This is a genomic window from Rhizobium esperanzae (assembly GCF_014197615.1).
In the GTDB taxonomy this organism is placed as follows: Bacteria; Pseudomonadota; Alphaproteobacteria; order Rhizobiales; family Rhizobiaceae; genus Rhizobium; species Rhizobium esperanzae_A.
Window position 1 is genome coordinate 143402 of the sequence record NZ_JACIFY010000007.1, and the last position, 25295, is coordinate 168696.

Consider the following 25295-nt stretch of genomic DNA (forward strand, 5'->3'; position numbering starts at 1 on the left):
CGACACCACATCGTCGGATCATAACCCGACTATATTAACGAACGATTGTTAATGTAAGCAATGACTGTGCGCACATTGGGGGGCAGCGGGCAATTTGGTCGCATCTTGGAAGCATTCTATGAACAATCGTTCATGATGTCCGATCAATGACTTGTGCGCTGGGTCATCTGCCTCGGGATAGCCAGGCTATCGCAGGATGACGCGCCGTCAGAGAACCTTCGGTCTTCCGATGAGCTGTTCAACAAACCATTCGGCTGCGACGCGACTGGAGCGCTCGAAAAGGTCGGTGTATGGCGCGAAATGACCGCCAGCCAGAACCTCCAAAGCTTTTGGCTCCCCGGCCCGGTCAAACGCGTCCAATGCAAGGTCGGTTGGGGTGAGGTGGTCGTTTTCCGCAACGATCATCAGCAGTGGCGTCGGGCTGATTAGTCTGACAAAAGCGCCGGGCTCGTTTGCCCTTGCCAATTCAAGACTCCGCAGCGTCACCTGGGGGTTCCAATTTACCGCCATTGTCCGAGAACGGCTAAAATACTCGAAGCTGTCGGCCCCGGGTAAGGCGCACGGTCCTTCGGGATCGCTCGTCACGACGTCAACATATGCGCTCCCCTTACCAAGCACCCGAGCTATACGATCGTTCGAGAGACTTTTCCTCAGTTTCGCAGCTTGCGGGGATGTCGCGCGGCGAACGGCAACTTTTGATCCACTGATTGTCGGAACCTGGGCGACCACTGCTCTTACACGCCGATCCTGAGCCGCGACCACCAGGACATGTCCGCCGCTGTAGCTCGTACCCCATAGGCCGACACGCTCTGGGTCTGGGCCGTCCAGAGTTTGGACAAAGGTTATGGCATCGCGATAGCCCCGCCGCTGTCGTTCCGGATCAACTTCGAATCGCGGTTCACCTTCGCTCTCGCCGAAGCATCCGTGATCATAAACCAGCGCTCCCAACCCATGTGCGGCAAATACCTCGGCGTATCTGTCGAGATATTGCTCTTTCACGGCCGAAAACCCGTGACTCAAGATGACCGTCGGAAATGAGGAGGCGTCTTTCCTTGGCCTATAGAACCAGCCCCGTAGTCTGTCTCCCTCTGACCAGAAAGTCACGTCCTCACGCATTCTTCACTCCTTTCATGCAGATCTTGGTCCGTCGGTTGGTCATCCGCAGGCTAAAGAGCACTCACGAGTTGCGGCAGAGCCTCGAAAATATCAGCGACGAGGCCGTAGTCGGCGACCTGGAAGATCGGCGCCTCCTCGTCCTTGTTGATGGCGACGATCACCTTCGAATCCTTCATGCCGGCCAGATGCTGGATGGCCCCGGAGATGCCGGCGGCGATGTAGAGATCAGGCGCCACCACCTTGCCGGTCTGGCCGACCTGCCAGTCGTTCGGGGCATAGCCGGCATCGACCGCGGCGCGCGATGCGCCGACGGCGGCGCCGAGCTTGTCGGCAACCGGCAGGATGACTTCCATGAACTTCTCGGCCGAACCCAAGGCGCGGCCGCCGGAGATGATGATCTTGGCCGAGGTCAGTTCCGGACGCTCGGAGGCCGACAGCGCGTTGGAGACAACCGCCGAAAGATCAGAAGAAAAGGCTGCCGTTGAGATCTCCTCAACGGCAGCAGTTTGGCCTTGGGAGGCCGGGGAAAAGGAAGCCGTGCGCACAGTGATGACGTTCTTGGCATCGGTCACCTGCACGGTCTGGATAGCATTGCCGGCATAGATCGGCCGCTTGAAGGTGTCGGGGCTGACAACCTCGATGATTTCCGAGACCTGGGCGACGTCGAGCAGGGCGGCCACCCGTGGCAACACGGTCTTGCCGACCGAGGTGGCGGCCGAGACGATCGTGTCATAGGAACCGGCGAGCGAGACGATCAGGTCGGCAAGCGGTTCGGCGAGATGGTTGGCAAGCGCGTCGCTTTCGGCGAGCAGCACCTTGGAGACGCCGGAGAGTTTGGCCGCCGCATCGGCCGCAGCCCTGGCGGCCTTGCCGGCAACCAGCACATGCACGTCGGAGCCGATCTGGGAAGCTGCCATCAGCGCCTTGGCGGTTTGGTCGGAAAGGTGATGGCCGTCATGGTCGGCCAGAAGAAGAATGGTCATGATCGTTGCTCCTGTTCTTGCCCGTTACAGCACGCCGGCTTCGTTCTTCAGCTTGTCGACAAGCTCAGTGACCGACTTGACCTTGACGCCGGCCTTGCGGCCGGACGGCTCCTCGGTCTTCAGCACCTTCAGCCGCGGCGTCGTGTCGACGCCGAAATCGGCAGGAGCTTGTCTGTCGAGCGGCTTCTTCTTCGCCTTCATGATGTTCGGCAGCGAGGCATAACGCGGCTCGTTCAGTCTGAGATCGGTGGTGATGACCGCCGGCAGCTTGATCTCGATCGTCTGCAGGCCGCCATCGACCTCGCGGGTGACCTGCGCCTTGCCGTCCCCAATCTCGATCTTCGAGGCGAAGGTTGCCTGGGCTGAGCCCAGCAGCGCCGCCAGCATCTGGCCGGTCTGGTTCGAATCGTCGTCGATCGCCTGCTTGCCGGTGATGATCAGGCCTGGCTGTTCGGCATCAGCCACCGCTTTCAGGATCTTGGCCACCGCCAGCGGCTCGACCTGATCGTCGGTCTCGACCAGGATCGCCCGGTCGGCACCCATGGCAAGGGCCGTGCGCAGCGTCTCCTCGGCCTTGGCCGGGCCGATCGACACGACCACCACTTCCTCGGCCTTGCCGGCCTCCTTCAATCTCAGCGCCTCTTCCACCGAGATCTCGTCGAACGGGTTCATCGACATCTTCACATTGGCAAGCTCGACACCCGATCCATCCGCCTTCACCCGGATCTTCACGTTGTAGTCGACGACCCGTTTCACTGTGACGAGAACTTTCACCTTCGCAGTCTCCGTTTAAATTATTTGGGAAATGGTGCGCGACGAGCCAGCTGCCTAGCACCTAGGATATGCAACGCGGTTGCAGCCCTCAACCGGCGCTCAAATATCCAGCTGTGGAGCCTCCATCCAGCGCAATGACGGCCCGTTCAGATAGGCTCCAGCTGTCGATGCAATGAATGCTGCCAATTCGGCAACATCCTCCGGGCGCGCAATCGTCCAAGCGGAACGCTCCTTTCGTAAAAGCCACGGTCGAGCGGGTTGTAAGCAAACAGCTGCTCCAGCATCGGAGTTTGGACGAAGCCCGGGCAGATAGCGTTGCACCGGACACCCTGCGGCCCATGGTCCAATGCCATCGACCTGATCAAGCCCAGCACGCCGTGCTTGCTTGCGCAATATGCGGCATAGCTCGACGCGCCTTGCGTACCGGCGTCGGATGCAATCGCGGTAAAGCTTCCTTTCCGTCTCACAAGAAAGGGCATTGTTTGCTTGGCCAGCAAGAAAGTACCCTTGAGATTGACGTTTATTACCAGGTCAAAGGTCGCCTCATCCATTTCGGTGACGGTTCCGACCCGCGCCACACCGGCACAATGAACGACGTGGTCGACGCCCCCGAGGCGACCAATCTCGGCAAAGATCTCTCCAAGCTTTGCGCCGTCGGAGACATCCGCCTGGAAAGCCTTCACCGTTCCGCCGCTGCCATCCGCGTCTGACAACAGGTTTCGAAGGCCGTCGACGTTCCGGTCGAGCATGAAAACGTTCAACCCTCGTTCCCAACACCGCCGCGCCACGGCAGCACCAATGCCCGACGCGGCACCAGTGACGAGAGCGGTTTCGCGTGGTGCTGGAGCTTTCACGTTCTGGCCCTCGCTCATGCCGGGGAACCGTCTGCGGTGGACAGCCATCTGGGTTCACCCGGCGTGGAACGATCCTGGCGAACCCATTGCGGTTGGCCATAAATGGATTGCCCGCCGTCGACGAGCAGCGATGCCCCCGTTATGAAACCAGCTGCTGGACTCGCCAGAAACGCGACTGCCTCAGCAATGTCCTCCGGTTTGCCCAGGCGCCCTGCCGGTGTCTCTTGTAACAGCGCATCCCGGCAGCCGGGAACATCAAGCATTGGCCGGGTCATCGCGGTTTCCACGACGCCCGGAAGGACGGAGTTGGTCCTGATACGGTAGATTCCCAGCTCCGCTGCCATGGTCCTGGTCAACATCAGCAGCGCAGCCTTTGTCGCGCTATATGCGCCGGTTTGGTCCGCGTGGAACAGAGCAAGGCAGGACGAGATCAAGGTTATGCTTCCTCCCTTGCCCCCCGCGACCATGTTGCGTGCGACGGACTGGCAGAGATGAAACGTGCCGTTGAGATTGATGTCGACATGGAGATCCCAAACCTTTCTGGAAGTTTCGAGGAAACCCCCAAATCTCGCGAAGCCGGCATTTGCGACAAAAGTTCCGATCGCGCCGAAGCGATCGCCGATCTCAGAAACGGCTTTTTCGAGCGCGTCCGGATCCGTCTGATCGGCAGCCAAGGAAAATACCCTTGCGGCGCCGGCTCGAAGCAACTTCTCCTCGATTGGACCAAATTCGGCGACATCACGATCAAGCAAGACGATATCATGCCCGTCGCGAGCAAATCGGCTGGCCAGCGCCCGCCCCATCTCGCCGCCGGCACCGCTGATCACCACGCAGGAATTGTCGTTCATGATCCCAGCTCCTTTCCCGATTGCTCGGAAGCGAGCGCTTCATTGAGCTCGGCAACAGCGGAGCGCGTCCATCTGGCGAACCCGCGTCGCGCGCCTGGCAAGGTCCATTCGAAGTTGAGGGGCGTGAGCGCCGCATGGCCCTGTGACAGCACCCAGGAATCGGATCCTGGTCGATGCTCAAAAATCGGATCGCGTTCAGGATGCGTGTCGAAAAGCAGCCATCCGGGACCGTTCTCTGTCTCGATCGAGTGGATGCGAGACGGATCCCAGACGCGGCGATCGAGACTTGCGATCTTGATCTCGCCCGCGGGCAGGGCGGGTGCATTGAAGTTCAAAACCGATCGGGGCGGAAGCTTTGACCGGTCCCGGATCATCAGCCTGGTAAGCTCCGCCATTATCTGGGCGCCGCAGCTGAAATCGTAGTCGGTCAGATCGACCAGCCGGAAACGGCCGTCCCGGGACTGCTGGGATGCGGCAAGTGCTGGAAAGCCCAACAAAGCGCCTTCGATTGCAGATCCGAGCGTGCTGGAATAGGTGGCGTCATCGCCGAGGTTCGCACCTTCGTTGATGCCGGACACAACGGCGTCGACTTCCGAAGCAAGGCCGGAAAGAACGGCGACGCGAACGCAATCGGTTGGGGTACCATTGGTGACATAAATCGGATTGACGTCGTCACCGCCGGCCTTGGTCATCGTAATCGCCTTGCGAAACGAGGCGGATCTCGATGTACCGCTGCGCGGCCCGTCGGGCGCAACCGTCAGCACCTGAAGGCCGCAGGCGATCAGCGCGTCGCGTGCCGCTGCAACTCCGGGGGATTGGTAACCATCGTCATTTGTAAGCAGGACTTTCACGTCGGCGCCTTTCCTGGAATGATCTGTTTCAAGCCGCCCGCGATAGCCTATCGGGCAGAAGCTTCACGGCATTGGGAACGCTGGCCGGCTTGCCGAGTATCGCCCACTCGGCAGCAAGGGCTCCTGTCAGCGCACCGCTCGTTACTCCCGTGCCACCCATGCCGGCGACGGCGATGACGGAGGGATCAGCGGCGTAGGGGCCGATTTGGAACTCCCCGTCGGCGCTCAATGGATAGAGCCCATGCCAGCCGTTTCTGAAGCCAAGGTCGTCGATCTGCAGCCGATCGCTGACGAGTTGCGCTACCTCGAGAAAATAGTCGTCGCCATCCGGCGGGCTATAGGAGTCGGGATTGCTGACTTCATGGCCTTCGACAGAATAGTAGGTGTGAAGCCCGGCAATCAGCGAATCCTCGCCGTCTTGCCTGAAATAGATACCGGCGCCGTTCTGGCCAGGCATATAGAAGTTGCACATTGGCACAACGTAATCGAGCTTGCGCGGCAGCTTGACGATGATCACCTCGTGCACTTCTGGTTTGATAGGTGCTGCATGTCCCAGCAAATTGCCAACTTGCCCCGCCCAGGCCCCTGCGGCGTTGATCACCACGTCGCATTCGATCTTTCCGCGCGTGGTTGACAGTACATGCGTCGATCCACGCTTTTCGTAGGCAAGCACCTCTGCATTGTTCATTACCTTCGCGCCGAGATCGCGTGCTTCATCGATCAGCGCGGAGCAAAGGAGGTGTCCGTCGAGATGACCGTCGTTGACGCCGTACAGGCCGGCGACGACATCGTCGCAGCGCAGGTCGGGAACGAGAGCCTGCAGCTCCTTTTGTGACAATATCCGCGTATCGTCCGCCCCGAAGCTCTTGATCGTTGCGAGTGCGGATTCCAGTTTGGGGATGTCCGCTTCCGTTGTTGCAATGCGGATATTGCCGATGCGGGCCAGCGGCAGACCGCGGTTGCGTTCCAGCTGGAACAGAATTTCCCGCGAACGGATGCGGATCTCGATCTGCAAGGGATCGAGCGTTTGTGTGTTATAAACCCCTGCCGAGCGGCCCGAAGATCCGGAGGCCGGCGTGCCCTTTTCCAGAACGACGACGTCCTTGGCATGAAGTTGCGTGGCTCTCAGCGCGGCACCGCAGCCTGCGACCCCCGCTCCGATAATGGCGATACGTGGCGACATCGTCGTCCTCCTTCAGAACAAGGGCCGGATGGTTTCGTAGACGTAGAGCGTCGCCAGCGTTCCGCAGTCGACCGGCAAGTCGATTCCGGTAATCGCGGAAGCCTTGTCAGAGACAAGAAAGACGACCGCGTTGGCGAGCTCAGGGATCTCGACAAGCCGCTTCATGGGCACGCGCTGAAAGTCGGTCATCATGTGCTGAAGTGCCTTCTCAGACACGAATTCCTCGACCATTGGCGTGCGCGTCCAGCCCGGGCTGACTGAGTTCACCCGGATACTGTGTTGCGCGAGCTCGACCGCAGCGTTCTTCGTCAGACCGACAAGGCCCGCCTTCGCGGCGACATACGAACCCTGAGGACCGTCGTAGCCATTGGCGTCAATCGAGGCGATGTTGACCACGGAGCCGCCGCCTGTGCCGCGCATCCTGCGTGCGGCCCGCTGGGTCACCAGGAACGCTCCGGTCAGATCTGTGCCGATGGTCTTGTTCCAGCCCTCGAGCGAGATATCGAGGAAATCCGCTTCGTCAACGATGCCAGCATTGTTGACAATGATCTCCAGGCTACCATGTGCGGCCAGTACATCATCAAGCACGCGTTCGACTTCGTCGGGATTACTGACGCTTCCGATATGAACGGAAGCTCTCCCGCCGCCCGCCTGAATACGCGCGGCAACCTCCTCAAGCGGTGCCCGGCTTCGTCCCATGAGGGCCACCGTTGCACCGGCCTGAGCCAGGCCCTCCGCAATGCCGGCGCCAATTCCGCGGCCGCCACCGGTAACAAGGGCAACCTTTCCTTCAAGCTCTTGCATCATGCCACCTCCCTTTGGCCAATTTCTCCCGCCACCAGATCGCGGATTCTCAACCGTTCCGTCGGGACGCCGTCTTCAAGTCTGAAGAGAGACAAGCCGCCGCCGCCCGTGCTCACGCGTCGCAGCACTTCAAAAAAGTCGGCGGGGTGTACCACTTCCGGCGCAAAGGCGCCCCGGCGGTTGATCTTTCCATCAAGCATCAACAACGCGCCGGCTGCGGCCGGAATTCCGGTGGAATCGTCCATCCCACCGTCGCTGCCAGCTGCAAACCTCAGACCGGAGCCAGCCGTGTGCACATCAATGATCATGCCGCTGCCAATCCGTGGCGCTCCAACGCGTCTTTCCCTGTAATGGCGAAAAAGGCTGGCCGCGGGATCGGTAAGTTCTCCATTGGAACGTTGTTCATCGGCAATATGCGCGAGCGCCCAGGCAGTAATGAGTGCCTCTTCCGGATTGAGCCCTCCGAAATTGGAGGCGCGCTTGACCGGAAGAAAACGCGGCACCGTCAAGGGCTCCGGATGGGCGAGCCTGACGACCGTCTGCAGGCCGACCGGCGCCGGGAACTCGACATGCCGGCGCTCCAGGCCATCCCAGCCCGTCACTTCATGTATCGTGCCGTCCGCATCGACCAAATTGAAGCAATGCCAGAAGTGCCGGATTGCGGCTTCGGTCAGATCTGCGACGTCTACGGTCCAGTAGATGTCAACATCGTCGACTGGGCCGAGATGGTCGACAGCACTTCGGATCAGGATGTTCGTCGTTCCGGGGGAGGAGCCCATTCCGATGAGGGCGGAAATGCCGGCCTGTTTGGCGCGGGTGTCCCGCTCGAGCATCGGTAGGGTGATGTCAGCATCATCGCAGATATCGAGATAGTCAGTCCTGGTTTCGATGGCGGCGTCGAGGATGGCAAAGCCGGTCTTATAGTAAGGTCCAGCCATGTTCACCACGAGGCGGGTCGTTTCCAACAGCCTGTGCAGAGTTTCCGGTTGTTCGAGCGGATTCAGTTCCTGAACGGCGAAGCCCATCTCTTCAGTTGCAGCACGTGTCTGCGGCCGCCAGGCGCGATCGATAGCGAGCCAACCCTCAGTCGCTCCGGCGCGCGCAATCCCGCGCAGCATCGCTTGTGCCTGCGACCCGCCTGCACCGATTACAATTGTCTTCCACTGACGGGCCATTAGCGGCACTCCTTCATTTTCGCGACTTCGACAAAGCCGTTGCAGTTGGGTGAACCCTCTCTTCCAAGCAAGGGCGATTGATTGGCATGCGACCAAGCTCCAGCATCGCGTAGCCTCCTTGGCGCGGGGTACGTCTGATGCGGGTCGGCGACCGTCTGGAGAAGAACAGTGGACATCGGTTCCTCCGTCAGAATAATGCGCCAGGCCTGACAAATCCCGCCTTGGAAGCGAGGTCGTCGAGGGGGTTTTGGCGAATGAGAGCCTCGGCCAAGCGGATGTTGACGTCGGCATGGGAGCGATAGCTCCAACCGTCGAGGAGGGTCGTCTTGGCCGCCATGAATGGCTCCGCCATCGCAGCCCAGGCCACCTCGCGCAGCGCGTTGACGAAACGAAGGACCTGTACGCGGGCGATCTGGTTCTTATCGAGGTTCGGATCGTAGAGCCGCAGAAATGTCGTCGTTTCGTCGTCGGACATTTCCGCTTGCGAAGTTACGCTTGCGAGATCTATCGCGAGCAGGGCTTCGCCAGCGTAGTCGAAATCGACCATCTTCACGCTGTCCGAACATGCGATGAAGTTCTGCGGCACGAGATCGTTGTGGCCGAAGCCGACAGGTGCGTTCGCTCCAGCGAGAATGGATTCGAAGCGTTGGGCAATTTCCCAAAGCGCCGCGTAGGATGCTGGATAGGAGCCTCCCAGTTTGGCGGCTCCCGCCATAAAGCCTCGCAGATCGTCGAAAATGTCAAATTTTCTGGGCGAGAAGTGATGCGCGTGAAGTTGCTTCAGCGTATCGACGATCCTCGGCGCCATGGAAGGATGCCGGATGTGCTGCGGGCGCAACGTTTCCCCCTCCACAAATTCGGACATGAAATGCCCTTCGGGCAGGCATTTGGCGACTACGGCGGGCGCCAGTCCGAAACTCGCAGCCATGGCTTGTGCCTCGACAGCGGCTGTTACCGACGTGCCGGCAAACGATGCATCGGGCTCACGAATCTTCAGGGCCCATTTCCCGTCGGCGTGTCGAAGCACGAGGTTGATGTTGTTTGCGCCGCCGGGCAGGATCGAGAAACGTATGGCACCTTCGTCGGGCAGGAAGCGCCATTGATCGAGAAGATTGACAGCGGTGTTCCGCACAAGGTCAGGCACGTCGTCCTCGAATACACATCGAGCCTGAAGGTCACCGGATCCTGAGTTTTTCGAGCTTGCAGCCGGGATCATCAGATTCGCTCCCGGTGTGTGATGGCTATGTGCTTCAGTTCGGTGTGCGCTTCGATCGCATAGATCGACAGATCGCGGCCGATGCCGGACTGTTTGTAGCCGCCGAACGGCATCTCAGCCGCCGTCGGTCCGTGATCATTGATCCAGACGCTGCCGGCCTTGACCCGGCCAGCGGCGACGATCGCCCGCTCGATGTCGGACGTCCAGATCGAAGCGGCCAATCCGACCTCAAGGTCGTTTGCCTTGGCAATGGCGTCAGCCTCGTCTTCAAACGTGGTGACGGCTACAACAGGCCCGAAAATCTCCTTCTGGATGATCTCGGCGCCGTGCTCGACACCATCGACAACGGTCGGCGCGTAGAAGTAGCCGGGGCCGGCGATAGGTCCACCAGCGACGACGCGTCCCGATGCATTCTTTACGGCTCGATCGACGAATCCCGAGACGAATTCATGGTGTTTTGCAGACACCACGGGGCCCATGTCGATCCCGCGCTCAGCATACCCATTGCCGACCTTGATCCCCTTGGCCATCGATGCCAACGCCTCGACGACGTCCTTTTCGCGCTTTTTCGAGACGTAGACACGGCAGGCGGCTGTGCAGTCCTGACCGGAATTTCCGAAGGCCGCGCTTCTCAGCGTTGTCGCCAAGCGGTCGATATTCGCATCCTCGAAGACAATAACCGGCGCCTTGCCGCCGAGTTCGAGATGAACGACCTTGATGCTCTCAGCTGCGTCCCGCATCACGGAACGCCCGGTGTCCGTGCCACCGGTGAGCGAAACCATGGCAACATCCGGGTGCCGAACCAGATGCGTGCCGGTCGTGCTGCCGAAACCGGTGACAATGTTGACGACGCCCGGTGGAAAAAACTTCTGCGCTACTTCGCCCAGGAGAAGGGCAGTTAGCGGCGTCACCTGCGTGGGCTTCAAAACGACAGTGTTGCCGGCTGCCAACGCGGGGCCGATACGCCAGGCGGTCATGCCCATCGGGTAGTTCCAGGGAGCAATTGCGCCGACGACTCCGATTGGCTCGCGTCGCACCATGCTCGTGATGCCGGGTTTGTATTCACCCATGGCAGGCACCAGCATGGTCCGGCACGCACCAGCGAAGAAACGATATTTGTCTGCGGCAGAGGCCATCTCGGCGCGCGCCTTTTCGAGCGGCTTGCCAACGTCACGTGCTTCGAGTTCGGCAAACTCGTCGACGCGGGCCATGATTTCATCGGTAAACGCAAGCAACGCGGCGGCCCTGTCCTTGGGCGGCGTCGAGGACCAGGTTCCGAAGGCTTCCTTGGCGGCGGCTACGGCAGCATCCACCCCTTCTGGTCCGACATTCGGCACGCGAGCGATCACATTTCCAGTCGCCGGTTCGAAAACGTCGAAGTCGTTTCCCTTCGACCAGAAAGATCCGCCGATAAGCGGACGTAGTTCCCTGATTGTCATTTTTTCCTCCTGTTTAATCGCATGGAGCCGGTTGTGGCTTGTCACCGCTGGTTCTGGCGCTTCTCCGCGCGATCCGCTGGATCTCGGCGAAACCGTGGTTCGTCGTGCTCGGCGGCTTGCTCGGTTCCCGGTATTCGGGAGCGCCAGATAGCTGGGCGTCATCCCGATATTAATTAACGCTCATTAATCCACGTATTCAGGCGGTAGTCAATGAATCTTTTTGAATTGCGTCATCAAACTGACGGAATCGCAAATCTGCGTTCGCCGATTTAAAGCGCGAACGTTAACGGCGCCGATGGATGCTCCACCGCCGCCGCGATTTCTCGTCAGAGCTGTCTGGTTAGAGGGTAGGTATGACTTCCGGCGAAGTAGTCGCGGAACCAGCCTGCTTATATCCGCCCTTGCCGCTGGGAATGACGAACATCCTCATAATCAGGTAATATGCGATACCGGAAACGACCACAGTCGGAATGCCGGCCCCCAGCGTGTGGGCCAACGGATGCATCGCAGTCGTGACTGGATTGTACAGGTAAAGGTACAGCGCGACCGAAAGCACCGATATGATCACCGCGACCCAATTGACGCCGCCCCAGAACCAGTACTTGCTCGACGGATCACGTGAGAACAAATGTGCCGGTGCAAGCGTCTCTTTGCGAAGGATGAAGTAGTCGACAAAGGTAACGCCCGTAATGCCGACGAACATAACGCCGTTATAGGAAAGCCAACTCATGACGATCGAGAGAGTCCACTCGGTTCGAAATGCCACATAGACACCGGGCAGCAGCATCAGAGCGATCAGGATATCCCAACGAACGCGCGTCAACGGTTTTATTTGTTGAATCGAAACCCCTGCCAGATAAAGCATGATCACCATCGTCGCAATGTTGGCCGCGAGAACGAAGGTCATGATCAGCGAACCCAATGCGGGGCCGGCGAGTTTGATCATCCAGATCGTCGGATCGGGCGTTCCCGCAGACAGAGCGGCAAAGGCGGCGACCATCGATATGAAGGCGGCGCCCAGCACGCCGACGCCGACGACGGACGGACCGACGATATGCGAACGGCGTCTCACCAATCGTGTCAGGCCACCCATAATGGGCCACCATGTCAGCGAGTTCGAGATGCCGAATTCGACTGCCAGCGCGAAACCCTGTCCTGGCGTGGACGCGAGGCGCTGATCCGCCGGAACCTGCAGCGTCCAGAGGCCGGCGCCATAATGATAGAGCAGGATGGCGAACATCACGACGGTCACCAGAATGTGGCCGGGCGCTATGTAGTTGCTGATGCGTTCGAACAACCATGGTCCTTTGCTCGCGACCAACCAGACGGCGAACATTGTGAACAGCGCCAAGCCGATTACCACGGGCTCGGCCGTCGCCACCTCCGATTGCTCCACTGTCTGCAAGACGTTGGCTGCTCCTCGGGCAGTCAACGCAACCACCACATATGTCCAGCCGACACAAGTTGCCAGCAATCCAAACAGTGGCAGGACAATGCCATAGGGACCGAAAGACGCCTTGGCCGCATCGATCGGCTCAACGCCATATTTGAAAGACGGCAAGCCCGACGCCAACACGACGACGGCCATTCCAATCAGCATCCCGGCCAGGTAACCGAGCACACCTACACGAACATCGCCAACATAGGGAAGGAACCCTCCAATGAGGAACGCCCAGGTCGCGGCGCTGAATGCCGTGCATGTCCAAAGAAACGAGCCGTAGCCGTTGTAGACTCGTTCGCTGCTGCGCAACGGAAGTCGCCCTGATAGAGCCTCCTCCGTGACTCTTGATTGGGTGAGTTTGATATCGCTGCTCATGGGTTCTCCTCCTTAACCGAAATAGAACAGTGTCGCGATCCAGATCGCGACCCCGAGAATTGCCCAACTCGTGGCTTCGACGAAGCAGGCGCGCGTCGGCGCGTAGCATTCGGAGTCGATATGCGGAGACTCTTCCAAGGATTGGATTCGTCTGGCGAGCTCCGCATCCAGAGCAACCTCGAACCCGCGGGCTTCGGGCAGGTGGGCCCGTTCCAATTCAATTGACATCGTCGTTCCCTTTTCTGGACGTTCCCGGCCGGTTGCCGGCTCTTTACTATTTGGCCCGCAGCAGCGGCGCCTCGTTCGCCATCAAACCCTTTTCCAACAAGAGCAACAATGAATGAACGATCATTAATACTCCTCCCATATCGCCGATATGTCAAGCGCTTCCGTCGCGGCCCATGCCGATCTGAAAAGCCCACAAATGCAGTTGGATATGCTCTAAATGCGCCCGAAAAGTAATTCCGAGCGAGAAGCGAATTTTGACCATGTTCCTTTGACAGATCGGCATTGGTGACGCATTATGTGAACAGCTATTCATGAGGATCAATATTGTGAACGAACTCGCACGCAACTATCAGGAGGCCGCTCCTGATGAGGCAGAGCGGCCACCCCGTCGTAACAATCAGGCCAGCAAAGTGTCGGCGAGTCGGTCGGACACACGAGAGCGACTGCTCGGCGCAGCGATCGAACTTTTTGGGTCAAGGGGTTTTGACGCTACCTCGATGAAGGACATTGCAAACGAGGTCGGCATCAAGGCACCGGCCGTCTACAATCACTATAAGTCCAAGGAAGAACTTCTGGCCGGGGCCGTGACGGAAGCGCTAGGCGCCTTCAACGAAGCGATCGCAGCCGCCGATTCCGCCGGGGCCGCTCCACTTGAACGTCTGCAAAGCATCACTGCCGCTCACATCCTCTACCAGATCAACCATTCTAGGATAGCGCAGGCCAACGATCGTCTCCTCGAGTCCGGTATTCTCAGCAAGCTGGATCCGAGTGTCAGACACAAGGTGAAGGGCATGATGAGAGAACATCTCGACCGGTTGACCAAGATCGTCGAGGCAATACCTTCGCCGGCGACAGGCTCGCCACCCGAGGCGCGGCTAACGGCCCTCGCAATCATCACGATGTGCGACAACGTGCTCAATTGGTATCGACCGAGCGGACCCTATACCCCAGAAAAGATCTGCAAACACTTCTATCATCTTGCGCAGAATATGCTTCTCGCTCGGACAGGTGCGTTTGAGAGCTAGCAATCGACTTCCCGTTGCCCTCGACCGGCATTGATCTCGATGCCGTCAGGTCGATCGCTTTTACACTTGCGTCGCGTCTTGACTGAGCCGGTTGCGCCAATCGACTGGAGCGATCGCGATAAAGACGAGACTGTCTGCGCCGTCGTAAGCGAGTTCGGTGTCCTTCGGGATCCAGATCACATCGCCGGGGTGGAGAGTGTAAAGGATCAGGCCGACGCGAAGACGGAACTCGCCCTCGATACACGTGATGAGCTCATCATAGCGCACTGTCCAACGCACAGACCGACCGTTGAAGCGGGCGAGGTAGGCGCCCATCGTCTCACTTTCCTGGGGCCCGACGAGGCGCGCAATCGATGCCTCACCGGGCCCTTCACCATATGCCGCAAATTCAGTCGTATCCTTGCGGAATACCGTTGGTTCTCTATGCATGGCTTGTTCCTGCTGCTGTAGCCGAGAAGAGGCGGCGGCTCTCCTAGTGACCTTGCGCGGACGAGAGGTAGGCGGCGCGCACGGCACGTCTGTCAAGCTTTCCCGAGGCCGTGCGCGGAAGGTCGTTGCCGACGATAATCGTTTCCGGCACGGCATAGCCCGGAAGTTGCGTACGCAGGAAATCCAGGAGCGCCGGGACATTTACCTTTGTCTCTGGACGAGGCTCGAGCGCGGCGACGATGCTGTTCTGCAGCACTGGGTGAGGAATGCCAAATACCACAGCTTGAGCGACTTCGGGGATCTTTGCCATTGCCGCCTCGATAAAGGAGGGAAGAATCTTTTCCCCACCCCTGTTGATCACGTCATCCCGGCGGCCGACGTGATATAGAAGGCCAAGCTCGCGACGTTCCCCGAGATCGCCGGTTCGAAGCCAGTCGCCTTGGATTTTCTCGGCGGTGACGTCGGGGCGGCGCCAGTATTCGCGCATGCGCGTTTCGCCACGCACCCAAATCTCCCCCGGAACCCCGTCCGGCACATCTTGACCATTCTCATCCACCAGCCGCAACTCCACGCCTTTGGCCGGATAGCCGATCGAGTCGCCGTGGCTTAGGATGAATTCAGGCGGAAGAAGAGTGCAGCACGACGTGAATTCGGTCAGGCCATAGCCATGCACCAACCGCAGGTTTGGCCAGCGCTGATGCATTTCCAAGGACCATGGCGCCGGCATCGGTGAACCGCCGAACAAAACCAGCCGCGCCGGCCCGTAAATGGCCTCGGCACCTTCGGCTGTCATCATCATCCGCAAAACGCTTGGGACCGCCGTGACGAAGCTGACGGGACGGCGCTTGCATGCCTCAATGGCCCCTTGCGTCCGATATCGTGGCAGAAGATCGGAGCGGCCGCCGAGAAAGAGCATGGTGCAGAGTTGATCGACAAAGCCGGTATTGTGAAACAAGGGGGCGACAATCAACGTCGAGGGCGACGGGTCATCGCCTATTAGGTCAGCGAATACCTCCGCGTTCTGTCGCAGGGCCTTATGAGTGATGACTGCACCCTTGGGAACTCCTGTGGTGCCGGAGGTGAAGCTAATCAAAGCGTCTTCCGACGTCTCTGGCAGGGCAGGGAGTTCCGTGGCTGTTTCAAGCGAGAAAAAGGACCTACCGGCAGAGCCGGTGATCGAGAACAGGTCGACACCGGCGCATTCCTTAAACATGCCCAAATGGAGGTCGTCCGCGAGGACGATACGTGTCCCAAGTATCTCTAGCAATTCGCCGACTTGCGCGGGCGCCAGCCGATTGTTCATTGGCACGGAGATTGCGCCGATGCGCATCGTCGCCAGATAGCATACGACCCACTGCCAGCTATTGTTACCCACAAGGACCACCCGGTCCTGCCTTTGTACACCGAGAGAGACCAGCCGCCTGGACGCAGCTTCCACTACGGAAGCCAATGACGCATACGAAATCTCCGTATCCCCGTCGGTGACTGCGACAGCGTCGGGCGTGCGCTGGCCCCAGTCGAGCAAGGCATGAAGAATCGTCCGGTTACGGTAAGCCACTGACTTCTCTCCTGATTCGAAATAAATCCGATCGCTGGTCGGACTGAGAGATCGTCGCTTCCAGACCGCTGGCCCGTTCGGCTAAGCGGTCCTGCGATCGATGCTACCACACAACGCGTGTCGAGACCGCGCCTTTGCGGGAGGCGACACCGTGTCAGTGTCGCCTCAGCGGTTCACAGCCGCAGCGTCATAAGATCGCGATACTCATCGGCGGTCATCAGATCGCGGCCAAGTGCAGCCGCTATTCCGGAAATCTGCTGGAATACCTCGACGTTCGACTGAATCTTGTCGTCACGGTGAGGCCACTTCCAAACCGTGTCTTCCATGCCGACGCGCACATGAACGCCCAGCAGGATTGCGAGGGTCGCAAGATAACTGCTGGTACGACCGCCGGTGCAGGCGATGATGGTAGAGTCTGCGTCGATGTGGCGGATGAGCCGAACGAGCCGAAGGAAGCCGTCGACCATCGTTTCGGGCGAATACATCGGGCTGCAGCCCGGAAGACCGGGCAGAACCAGCCAGTTCAAAGGGCCCTGAATGAGGCCACTGTCGATCAGGTATCGGCGGGCGTTGTCGATGTCGGCATCGGAGTAAACTGCGATCTGCGGCGTGAGGCCGGCGTCGAGGGCGCGCTTGGTTTTCTCAATGATTGTCGCTGGAGATTTGACGAAGTGATTGTCGCCGAGAATGAGGGCCGTCGTGTTGACCGGCACGCCCTCCATAAGGCCGAGCTTCATCATTTCGGCCATCATTCGCTCTTCATCCGCGTTCACTGCAACGAGGCAGGCGTCCAGTGCGACATGCTGATGGTGGGTGCGCAGATGCGTGAGCGTTTCGCGGAAAAGGCCTGTGTCGAGCACGTTGTAGCCGCGTTCGTCTCTCGCGTGAATATGGATGATCTGCGCTCCTGCGGCGATGCATTCCTCAGCGGAGCGGATGATCTCCTCAGGCGTAATCGCCTGATTGGGGTTCTCGTTCTTCGTATAGAACGCGCCATTGATCGCGGTCGACAGGATGAGCTTGGGCGGAGCCTCCCATTTTGGCATCGGCTCGGCGTCCGAAAAGGCAGTTCGGTCGATCGACATAATCGACGGGAAACCGAAAACTTTCCAACTCGCCTGGGCTCCCTCCCGGGATACCCATTTGTTTACCTGCTCCCAATTTACCGTGTTTGGTCTGCGTGACATTAGAGCCTCCCTTGCAATATGAATGAACGTTAATGCATTTTGATCACCATGTAAAGGACTTGCGGAAGAATCCAAATCGCTTGAAGCTGCCTTCAAAACAAGTCGGCACTCTTGACGAACGAGAAAATCAAGCGTCTAGTGAATTAACGTTCATTCTTTTGGAGGCGGCGATGAGTCCAATTATAATGCTCGTGGGCGCTGGCCACATGGGAAGGAGTGCCCTCGCAATCCTCGCGCGGTCGGTGCCGAGCGCAAGCTTCGTCGTCGTCGATCGGTCCGCAGAAAGCTTGCGATTGGGTGAAGCCATCGCCCCTGAAAGAATAGCAACCCGTCAAGTCAATATTTCGAGTGACGGCCTCGACGCATCAGGCATGGACCTGGTGGTGAACTTGGCCGGCCCTTTTTTTCTCGGCTCGGATGGAGCGGCACGCGCGGCAATCGCAGCAGGTGCGGCCTATATCGATGTAGGGGACGATGCCGAAGGCACGACGACAATCCTCGCTCTGGACGAGTCGGCCAAATCCGGAAATGTGCCGGTGATAACGGGGGCCGGACTCTCGCCGGGCGTATCAAATTGGCTTGCCTGCAGCTTGCTTGAAAGTCACCCGGACCTCGACGGCGTCAAAATTGTCTGGATCACGCGCGAGCCGGATCCGGGTGGCCTCGCTGTATTGCGGCACATGTTGCACATGGCGGTAGCGCCGTGTCCGACGTGGCGCAACGGCCGTATGGAATTCACCAAGGGCTTTGTTCCGGAAACCGCCGAAAGCTTCGATGTACCGCCCCCCTTTCATCGGATCGAGGCCTACGACACTGCCCATCCGGAGCCAGTCACGTTAGGGCGCTTTCGTCCCGATCTTTCGCTGGTTCAGTGCAAGGGCTCGCTCTTCCCGAATTGGGCGAATGCCGCCTTCTCGACACTCGGACGAATTGGTTTCGGCCATTCCGACATGGTAGTCGAAATTGACGGCAAGGACGTACAGCCGATCGAGGTTTTGTGGAAGTTGCTCTGGAAGAGACATGAATTGAAGCCGAGCGCGCAACGAATCTCGGCGACCCAGGTCAACGTCATCGGCACGCGAGGGAACAAGCCAATCGTCATGAAGTCGATCACGGACGCGGGAGATATGAGCCGTGGCACAGGGCTCGGCATCTCCGCCGCGGCGCTCTCGCTTCTTGAGGACGGTGTTCCAGCGGGAGCCAACGGAGTGGAGGCGATTCCGTATCAGAGCGGCATCGACCGCTTCCTGCGTCTTGCCAGCGACGCCGGGTGCTTCGCAGACGGTGTCGTGACCACCCGCTTCTGAATGTTGCGCTGGGCTTGGTCACGAGCCATACGCGTCGAGTGGCCCCGACGGGGCAACCGTCATGCGATGAGCCGGGTGAGAGGATGCCAGCCAATGCAGGTCAGAGCACTAATTAAGGGAGAGCTATGAACAAGACCTATCCAACAGCTGAGGCCGCACTCGCCGGTCTCCTTTTCGATGGCATGACGATTGCGTCGGGCGGCTTTGGGCTGTGCGGCATCCCGGAACTCTTGATTGTCGCGATAAGGGACGCCGGAACGAAGAATATGACCATCGCCTCCAACAATTGCGGCGTCGATGATTTCGGGCTCGGTGTTCTCCTGAAGACGAGACAGATCAGCAAGATGATCTCGTCCTACGTCGGTGAAAACGCTGAGTTCATGCGGCAGTTTCTGAGCGGGGAGTTGGAGCTTGAGTTCAATCCGCAAGGCACTCTTGCCGAGCGCATGCGCGCCGGTGGGGCGGGCATTCCCGCTTTCTACACCCCCACTGGCGTGGGCACAGTCATCGCCGATGGCAAAGAGCATAAGGAATTCGACGGCAGGACCTTTGTCCTCGAACGTGCGATCGTCGCAGACGTTTCCATCGTGAAGGCCTGGAAGGCCGACCCCGCAGGCAATCTCGTGTTCCGAAAGACGGCGCGCAACTTCAATCCCCCGGCAGCCACATGCGGAAGGGTTTGCGTCGCCGAGGTTGAAGAGATTGTCCCTCTAGGCTCGCTCGATCCTGACCACATTCACCTTCCGGGAATCTATGTTCATCGCCTGATACAAGGGCAGCAAATGAAACAGATCGAGCAACGAACAGTTCGTAAACGGGAGGCTCAATAATGGCATGGGACCGCAATCAGATGGCCGCCCGCGCAGCGCTGGAACTACAGGACGGCTGGTATGTAAATCTTGGCATTGGCATTCCGACCCTCGTATCGAACTATATTCCGGACGGGGTCAAAGTCACCTTGCAATCTGAAAACGGGATGCTCGGCATGGGCCCTTTCCCCTATGAAGGTGAGGAAGACCCGGATCTCATCAACGCCGGGAAACAGACGATCACGGAACTACCGCAGACGGCCTACTTCGATAGCGCGACTTCCTTTGCAATGATCCGTGGTGGAAAGATCGCAATGGCCATCCTCGGCGCGATGGAGGTGTCCGAGGAAGGAGATCTCGCCAACTGGATGATCCCCGGTAAGCTTGTGAAGGGGATGGGCGGGGCTATGGATCTAGTCGCCGGGGTTGGACGTGTGGTTGTCCTCATGGAGCATACGAACAAAGCAGGCGAATCGAAGATTCTGAAGAAATGCAGTCTACCCTTGACTGGAAAGGGCGTAGCGAACCGGGTCATCACCAATCTCTGCGTATTTGATGTGGTCCCAGGCGGATTGAAGGTAGTGGAATTGGCGCCGGGAACTTCAGAGAGTGATGTTCTGGCAGCGACCGAGGCCCGTATCGTCAGCTGAGTATTGTAGCCTTCTCATGAGCGCGGCGGACGGCGTGTTGCTAGGATGTTCATGTTCTTGGCCAAAAAGATCGCATAATGGATCGACTGGAAGTGGCTGTGTGCCAACGCATGGAAAAAATTATCGATCGCCAAACATATAGCTATTCCGGCGAGCGGTCTCCCGTTCGATTACTTTCAACTGCGAAAGCCGAGTTCTCGATTGCAGATACACTGGCGCTGCCTCTCCTACGTCGACCCGAACCTTCATCAACTCAGCGGGCCTGCACAAGAGTCGCATTGCCCCATGCGACAAAATGGCGTCAGGGCCGAAATACAGATGGTATCACGGAGCCGTGATTTGACCGATAGTTGTCTCCGATTAAACGTGAGCCAACCAAAACAAAATCATAGGTAGTCCTTCTTACAAGAATTGGCTGCCCACCTCGTAAGTTATGAAATAACCAACTGGCGTTGACGAGCGGGGGCTCGGAGTAACCAATTCTTCTCGTAGGGCGCGGCGGGATTAGCCAAAGCCGGTTGTTTTAGGAGCCTTTGTTAAAGCCGAAGGAGGCAGGTGCCCGTTTGTCGGCGGTGGCGGCGATGACTTCCTCGACGGTGGAACAGGTGCCGATCACCTAACCGGCGGCATCGGCGACGATGACTACGTAGTCGACAATATCGGCGACGTGGTGACGGAGAATACTGGCGAGGGAAGCGATACGATCTTTACGACGCTCGCGACTTTCTCATTGGCAAATGTCGCCAATGTTGAAAACCTGACCTATACAGGGACAGCAGCGTTTACGGGTACCGGGAACGCGTTGAACAACGTCATCAGAGGTGGTGACGGTGTCAACATTCTAGATGGCGGAGCCGGCGACGATACCTTGATGGGAGGCTTCGGCAACGATACGTTCATCGTCGACAGCCCGAACGACGTCATCATCGAAAATGCCGGCGCCGGGACCGACACGATCAAGACGGCACTTGCGAGTTACTCGCTGGCCGCAATCAGCAATGTCGAAAACCTCACCTATACCGGGACCGCTGATTTCACAGGGACGGGCAACGAGCTTGCCAATACGATTACCGGAGGCATGGGCAACGATGTCCTGGATGGGGGAGCCGGAATCGATACTCTTGTGGGCGGTGCGGGCAATGATACCTACGTCGTCGACAATGTCAGCGATGTGGTCACCGAAGCTGCCAACGCCGGGATCGATACGATCAAGACGGCGCTCGCCAGCTATACTCTGGCCTCGCTCACGAATGTCGAGAACCTCGTCTACACCGGGTCCTCTGATTTCGCGGGAACGGACAACGCATCGGCGAACGCGATTATCGGAGGGGCTGGTAATGACACGCTCGATGGTGGAACCGGCGCAGATACGCTGACGGGCGGCACCGGAAATGACATCTATGTGGTCGACAATGTCGGTGACCTGGTGATCGAGAATTCCGGCGAGGGGACCGACACAGTCAAGACCTCGCTGGCGACCTACACCCTCGGGGCGAATGTCGAAAACCTCACCTATACTGGTACGGCGGCGTTTACAGGAACGGGTAATTCGCTGGACAACGTCATCACCGGCGGCAGCGGTGCAAACCGGCTGTCAGGTGGTGGAGGTGACGACATCTTGATCGGCGGCGCGGCTGCGGATACGTTCGCCTATGGCGCCAACGATGGCATAGACACGATCGTGGGCTTTGCCGCTTCCGGAACTGCTCACGATGTGCTCGCTGTCGATAGCGCGGTCTTTGCCGACTGGGCGCATCTTTTGGCGGCTTCCACACAATCGGGCAGCGACGTCATCATCACGGCAGACGCGGACGACAAGATCATCCTCAAGAACGTGACGGTTGCGAGTCTCCAACCCGCAAATGTGCAATTCGTTTGATCGGCTCTCCGGCTCGTCCGGCACGGCCGGGCGAGCTCACCCTCTTTCACGTTGGACAGGTGGGTTTTGACGTCTTGGGATTATGGTTTCGCGGGACAGTGCTTCGGTCCGGTATCGCTGGAAGAATTGAGAGCTTTGATTGCCCGGAACTTGCTTCCCCAGGCGGCCTTCGTTCGCCAGACGGGCGTTTGGCGGTATCGCGCCGAGAGCAGCTGTCTCCGATCCACTGATGGCCACGCGATCCGCGGTTTTCGACACCGCCGTCACGAAGTAAGTTTAGAGCCGCAGCGCCAACTTGCCGACGCTGACCGACCCTCCAATGCGCAAGCGCATTGGTCTGTCGGCCAATTCGCGGAACGCATGGATAACCCGCAAAAGCCGAACGTAAAACTGAAAACAGCAACCGCTCGGCACATCCGTCATCCGTTGACGCTCCGAACAGTGACTACGCTCCCGCTGCCGGCAGCCCGGCGCGTAGCAAGCGCCTTGACCGAAAAGAGCGCGTAGATGATTAGCGGAAGGCAGACGAGATAGGAGGTCCTGATGCCCGCATGTTCGGCAATGAAACCGAGCAGCGGCGGCGCCAGGAAGAAGACGACGAAGGTCATCTGGCCGAGAGCGGCGACGTTGAGATACGCCGCGCGATCGGTGCGCTGGGCCGCCGCCGAGACGGCGAGGGGATAGACCGCACTGCAGCCGGCGCCCATCAAGGCGAAGCCCGCCAGAGCGACATAGGCATGCGGTGCGCCCGAGACGGCGCAGGTGCCGATCGCCGAAAGAACAAGCAACATCGTGGCGATGGCCCGCGCGCCAAACCGATCGACCAGCGGATCAACGAAAAGGCGCGCCAGAGCCATGCAAAAGGTAAAGAGTGTCAATCCCAGTCCGCCGATGAAGGGCTCGACTGAAAACACATCGCGCATATAGATCGCCGACCAGTCGATCCCGGCACCTTCGACGAGAAAGGCGGCGATGCCGATCACGCAGAGCGGCATCAACCCCCAGGTAGGCAGCGCGACGAGCGGCGCCTTGCCTTCATCCAACGTGATCCGCGCCGGCGCATTGCGCATGCCGGCGATCGTGCAGATGCCGATGACAAGGACTACGACAAAGGTTACGGCGAGATGAAGCTGCATCGAAATACCGGCTTGCCGGACAACCGAAGAGACAAGCGCCGTGACGAAGAAGCCGAGGCTCCAGAAACCATGGGCTCTGTTCATCACGCCGCGTCCCAGCTGTGCTTCGATGCGGTCGATCTCGACATTGAGATTGATCTCCAGTGCCCCGGCGAGCAGCCCCTCGACAAAAAGCAAACAAAGCACGGCCGGCGCAGCGCCGATCCATGGCACCAGCGACAGCAGCGCAGATGTTCCGAGAACTGTAATGAACGCCGTCGTCCGCGCCCCGAGCCGGGCGATCAAGGGCGAAGACAAAGTCAACGAAATCAAGGCGCCGATCGCACCCCCTATCAAGGTTAACCCAAGCTCCGACTTATCGACGCCAAGCGCATCCTGCAAATCCGGCATCCTCGACAACAGCGCCCCCAGTGACACGGCGAAGAGAAAGAAGCAGACATAGATCCGCTGCTGCGGCGCGATTTTCATAATGCAACTCCGGGGATTAACGCGTCGAGGCAGAACACGCGCTTTTGGATCTGTGATGAATACCTCACAGAGCCGGAGATCAAAACTTGTTTCTGAGGGTAAGCGACGGAGCAGGCAGCTTTACTTGACCTTCTTCATGATCACTCGCGAGGTCGGCTTTTGGAAAGGCGTGATCCTTGTGATCTTCACGATCGCTCGCGAAACACGCTGGCGGCAATATCAGCACTGCGACGGGGCCGCTCAATCTTTCTTGCCGCCCTTCGATCGATGCGTGCGCATTTTCCCGACGTGCCACTGATCGTCGATGCCGGCATTGGACGGCCGTCGCACGCAACGACCGTGATGGAGTTGGGTTTCTATGGGTCCTTCTCAACACTGCGGGTGCCGGCGCCGGTGACCACGCCGCAATGGTAGGAGCCTTCGCCAAGGCAAATTGAGGCAGGCAGGCATTCGGCGCCGGCGTGCTGGAGCCACGAGACCCGTGATTGGAAAGGCGGTTTTTGAAGGTGAACTATCCCGATGGTTCGATTCCTATCAACTGCACCAGACGTCGAATAATAAGGTCTCAGGTTCATCGTCACCGCGCCTCACGTCGGCGATGACTACGACGTGATCCAATCCGCAAAGATCTTCGAGAGCCGGCGTTGGCTACCAGCTTTTGGGTAGGCCAAATAATGCCCGATGTAGCGATTGTCTCTGCTATTGGTGAAGGGGCGCACGAGCCGACCACTTCTCAATTCCCGATTTGCGAGAGTATTCGACTCCAAAGCGATCCCCAGACCATTTGCCGCCGCGTCGACCGCAAGAAAACTTCTGTCGAAGCTCATGGCAGGAAGAGGTGGGGGGCCGAGATTGTTGAGTTCGAACCAGTCGATCCATTGGATGCGCTTCAAATCGCTTCTGATGAGCGGCAGGCGCTCAAGATCACGCGGCGTTTTCAGCCGCTCTGCCATTTTCGGACTGCACAAGGGCGATACGGTTTCCTCCCCCAATGGCACAACGATGAGATCCTCACGGTTAGAAGGCTCACCGTAGACAATATCGACGTCAAAGAGGCCGTCGACGAACCGCGCGTAATTCGTGCTCGCCGCCACCCTGACTTCCACCCCTTCATTCTTGCTGAGAAAGTCCGGTAGCCGTGCCGACAGCACCTGCGCGGCATAGCTAGGCGCGCAATGAACCCGCAAAAGATGCGCCTTGTTCGATGAAATCGTCTCAACACCGCGCCGAAGCTCCTCGAATGCGTTGGATGCATGGGAGAGGAGTGTCTGCCCTGCGAGGGTAAGGGTGACCTTGCGTGTGCTGCGTTCAAACAGAGATGTGCCCAAGTCCCGTTCCAGCTTTGCAATGGCGTGGCTGACGGCACTTGGCGACAGATGCAACTCTTCAGCGGCAGCCCGGAAAGAAGCAAGCCGGGCTGCCGCTTCAAATATGCGAACCGCGGAAAGGGAAGCCATCTGTAACATGCCATAAGTGAACCAGATTCACCTACCGTTGTAAACTTCGCGTTTGTCGAACGTCATCAACTGCGGCAGTTTCGGCTCGCAAGCCGACTGACTT

General features: G+C 58.9%; 23 protein-coding genes and 1 pseudogene. 6 read left to right on the forward strand and 18 right to left on the reverse strand.

The window, feature by feature from the left end; genetic code table 11:
- Positions 1–207: 207 nt before the first annotated feature.
- The 13 genes from GGD57_RS11835 to GGD57_RS11895 all read right to left on the reverse strand — a co-directional run bounded on the left by GGD57_RS11835 (position 208) and on the right by GGD57_RS11895 (position 13287).
- Positions 208–1116 (reverse strand): alpha/beta hydrolase, encoded by a 909-nt coding sequence (locus GGD57_RS11835; protein ID WP_184469858.1) that lies wholly within the window; start codon positions 1114–1116, stop codon positions 208–210.
- 50 nt (positions 1117–1166) lie between these two features.
- Positions 1167–2099: an electron transfer flavoprotein subunit alpha/FixB family protein gene (locus GGD57_RS11840; protein ID WP_184469860.1), complete on the reverse strand. Its 933-nt coding sequence runs from the start codon at positions 2097–2099 to the stop codon at positions 1167–1169.
- Positions 2100–2123: 24 nt separating this feature from the next.
- Positions 2124–2873: an electron transfer flavoprotein subunit beta/FixA family protein gene (locus tag GGD57_RS11845; protein WP_184469862.1), complete on the reverse strand. Its 750-nt coding sequence runs from the start codon at positions 2871–2873 to the stop codon at positions 2124–2126.
- Between the two features lie 146 nt (positions 2874–3019).
- A complete protein-coding gene (locus GGD57_RS11850) occupies positions 3020–3745 on the reverse strand; it encodes an SDR family NAD(P)-dependent oxidoreductase (RefSeq protein ID WP_184469864.1) in 726 nt (241 codons plus the stop codon).
- Positions 3742–4575, reverse strand: coding sequence for an SDR family NAD(P)-dependent oxidoreductase (locus GGD57_RS11855; protein WP_184469866.1), 834 nt, complete (start codon positions 4573–4575; stop codon positions 3742–3744). The genes GGD57_RS11850 and GGD57_RS11855 overlap by 4 nt, the downstream gene beginning before the upstream one ends.
- Positions 4572–5426, reverse strand: a complete 855-nt coding sequence (gene surE, locus GGD57_RS11860; protein ID WP_184469868.1) for a 5'/3'-nucleotidase SurE — start codon at positions 5424–5426, stop codon at positions 4572–4574. Before surE ends, GGD57_RS11855 begins: the two co-directional genes overlap by 4 nt.
- 28 nt (positions 5427–5454) lie before the next feature.
- Positions 5455–6609: an NAD(P)/FAD-dependent oxidoreductase gene (locus tag GGD57_RS11865; protein WP_184469870.1), complete on the reverse strand. Its 1155-nt coding sequence runs from the start codon at positions 6607–6609 to the stop codon at positions 5455–5457.
- Between the two features lie 12 nt (positions 6610–6621).
- Positions 6622–7416 carry an SDR family NAD(P)-dependent oxidoreductase gene (locus GGD57_RS11870; RefSeq protein WP_184469872.1) on the reverse strand — a complete coding sequence of 265 codons (795 nt, stop codon included), beginning with the start codon at positions 7414–7416 and terminating at the stop codon, positions 6622–6624.
- Positions 7413–8588 (reverse strand): saccharopine dehydrogenase family protein, encoded by a 1176-nt coding sequence (locus GGD57_RS11875; RefSeq protein ID WP_184469874.1) that lies wholly within the window; start codon positions 8586–8588, stop codon positions 7413–7415. The genes GGD57_RS11870 and GGD57_RS11875 overlap by 4 nt, the downstream gene beginning before the upstream one ends.
- A 187-nt stretch (positions 8589–8775) precedes the next feature.
- On the reverse strand, positions 8776–9804 hold the full coding sequence (locus GGD57_RS11880) for a phosphotransferase (protein ID WP_184469876.1): 1029 nt from the start codon (positions 9802–9804) through the stop codon (positions 8776–8778).
- Positions 9804–11243, reverse strand: coding sequence for an aldehyde dehydrogenase family protein (locus GGD57_RS11885; protein WP_184469878.1), 1440 nt, complete (start codon positions 11241–11243; stop codon positions 9804–9806). The genes GGD57_RS11880 and GGD57_RS11885 overlap by 1 nt, the downstream gene beginning before the upstream one ends.
- 340 nt (positions 11244–11583) lie before the next feature.
- Positions 11584–13059 carry a cytosine permease gene (locus GGD57_RS11890; protein WP_184469880.1) on the reverse strand — a complete coding sequence of 492 codons (1476 nt, stop codon included), beginning with the start codon at positions 13057–13059 and terminating at the stop codon, positions 11584–11586.
- A gap of 12 nt (positions 13060–13071) precedes the next feature.
- Entirely contained in the window at positions 13072–13287 is a 216-nt protein-coding gene (locus GGD57_RS11895; protein ID WP_086156681.1) for a hypothetical protein, read from the reverse strand.
- Between the two features lie 326 nt (positions 13288–13613).
- On the opposite strand from GGD57_RS11895, the gene GGD57_RS11900 reads away from it, so the two are divergent.
- Positions 13614–14312, forward strand: coding sequence for a TetR/AcrR family transcriptional regulator (locus GGD57_RS11900; protein WP_348645968.1), 699 nt, complete (start codon positions 13614–13616; stop codon positions 14310–14312).
- Between the two features lie 60 nt (positions 14313–14372).
- Here GGD57_RS11900 and GGD57_RS11905 read toward each other — a convergent pair whose 3' ends face one another.
- The 3 genes from GGD57_RS11905 to GGD57_RS11915 form a co-directional block, all read right to left on the reverse strand.
- Complete coding sequence (locus tag GGD57_RS11905; RefSeq protein WP_184469884.1) at positions 14373–14741, reverse strand: ethanolamine utilization protein EutQ; 369 nt, start codon at positions 14739–14741, stop codon at positions 14373–14375.
- Positions 14742–14784: 43 nt separating this feature from the next.
- A complete protein-coding gene (locus GGD57_RS11910; RefSeq protein ID WP_184469885.1) occupies positions 14785–16299 on the reverse strand; it encodes an AMP-binding protein in 1515 nt (504 codons plus the stop codon).
- A 173-nt stretch (positions 16300–16472) separates the two neighbouring features.
- A complete protein-coding gene (locus GGD57_RS11915; protein ID WP_246713610.1) occupies positions 16473–17582 on the reverse strand; it encodes a 3-keto-5-aminohexanoate cleavage protein in 1110 nt (369 codons plus the stop codon).
- Between the two features lie 89 nt (positions 17583–17671).
- On the opposite strand from GGD57_RS11915, the gene GGD57_RS11920 reads away from it, so the two are divergent.
- From GGD57_RS11920 to GGD57_RS29170, 4 genes are all read left to right on the forward strand, one after another.
- Entirely contained in the window at positions 17672–18793 is a 1122-nt protein-coding gene (locus tag GGD57_RS11920; RefSeq protein WP_184470034.1) for a saccharopine dehydrogenase family protein, read from the forward strand.
- A gap of 125 nt (positions 18794–18918) precedes the next feature.
- A complete protein-coding gene (locus GGD57_RS11925; protein WP_184469887.1) occupies positions 18919–19623 on the forward strand; it encodes a CoA transferase subunit A in 705 nt (234 codons plus the stop codon).
- Positions 19623–20252, forward strand: a complete 630-nt coding sequence (locus GGD57_RS11930; RefSeq protein ID WP_184469889.1) for a CoA transferase subunit B — start codon at positions 19623–19625, stop codon at positions 20250–20252. The genes GGD57_RS11925 and GGD57_RS11930 overlap by 1 nt, the downstream gene beginning before the upstream one ends.
- Before the next feature lie 670 nt (positions 20253–20922).
- Positions 20923–22131, forward strand: a complete 1209-nt coding sequence (locus tag GGD57_RS29170; protein ID WP_348645969.1) for a calcium-binding protein — start codon at positions 20923–20925, stop codon at positions 22129–22131.
- A 419-nt stretch (positions 22132–22550) separates the two neighbouring features.
- On the opposite strand, the gene GGD57_RS11940 is transcribed toward GGD57_RS29170, so the two are convergent.
- A complete protein-coding gene (locus GGD57_RS11940; RefSeq protein ID WP_184469891.1) occupies positions 22551–23735 on the reverse strand; it encodes an MFS transporter in 1185 nt (394 codons plus the stop codon).
- 249 nt (positions 23736–23984) lie between these two features.
- On the opposite strand from GGD57_RS11940, the pseudogene GGD57_RS29015 reads away from it, so the two are divergent.
- Positions 23985–24169: pseudogene (locus GGD57_RS29015) on the forward strand (thiazole synthase); the annotation flags it as partial.
- Between the two features lie 168 nt (positions 24170–24337).
- On the opposite strand, the gene GGD57_RS11950 reads toward GGD57_RS29015, so the two are convergent.
- A complete protein-coding gene (locus GGD57_RS11950; protein WP_184469893.1) occupies positions 24338–25201 on the reverse strand; it encodes a LysR substrate-binding domain-containing protein in 864 nt (287 codons plus the stop codon).
- Between the last annotated feature and the right edge of the window lie 94 nt (positions 25202–25295).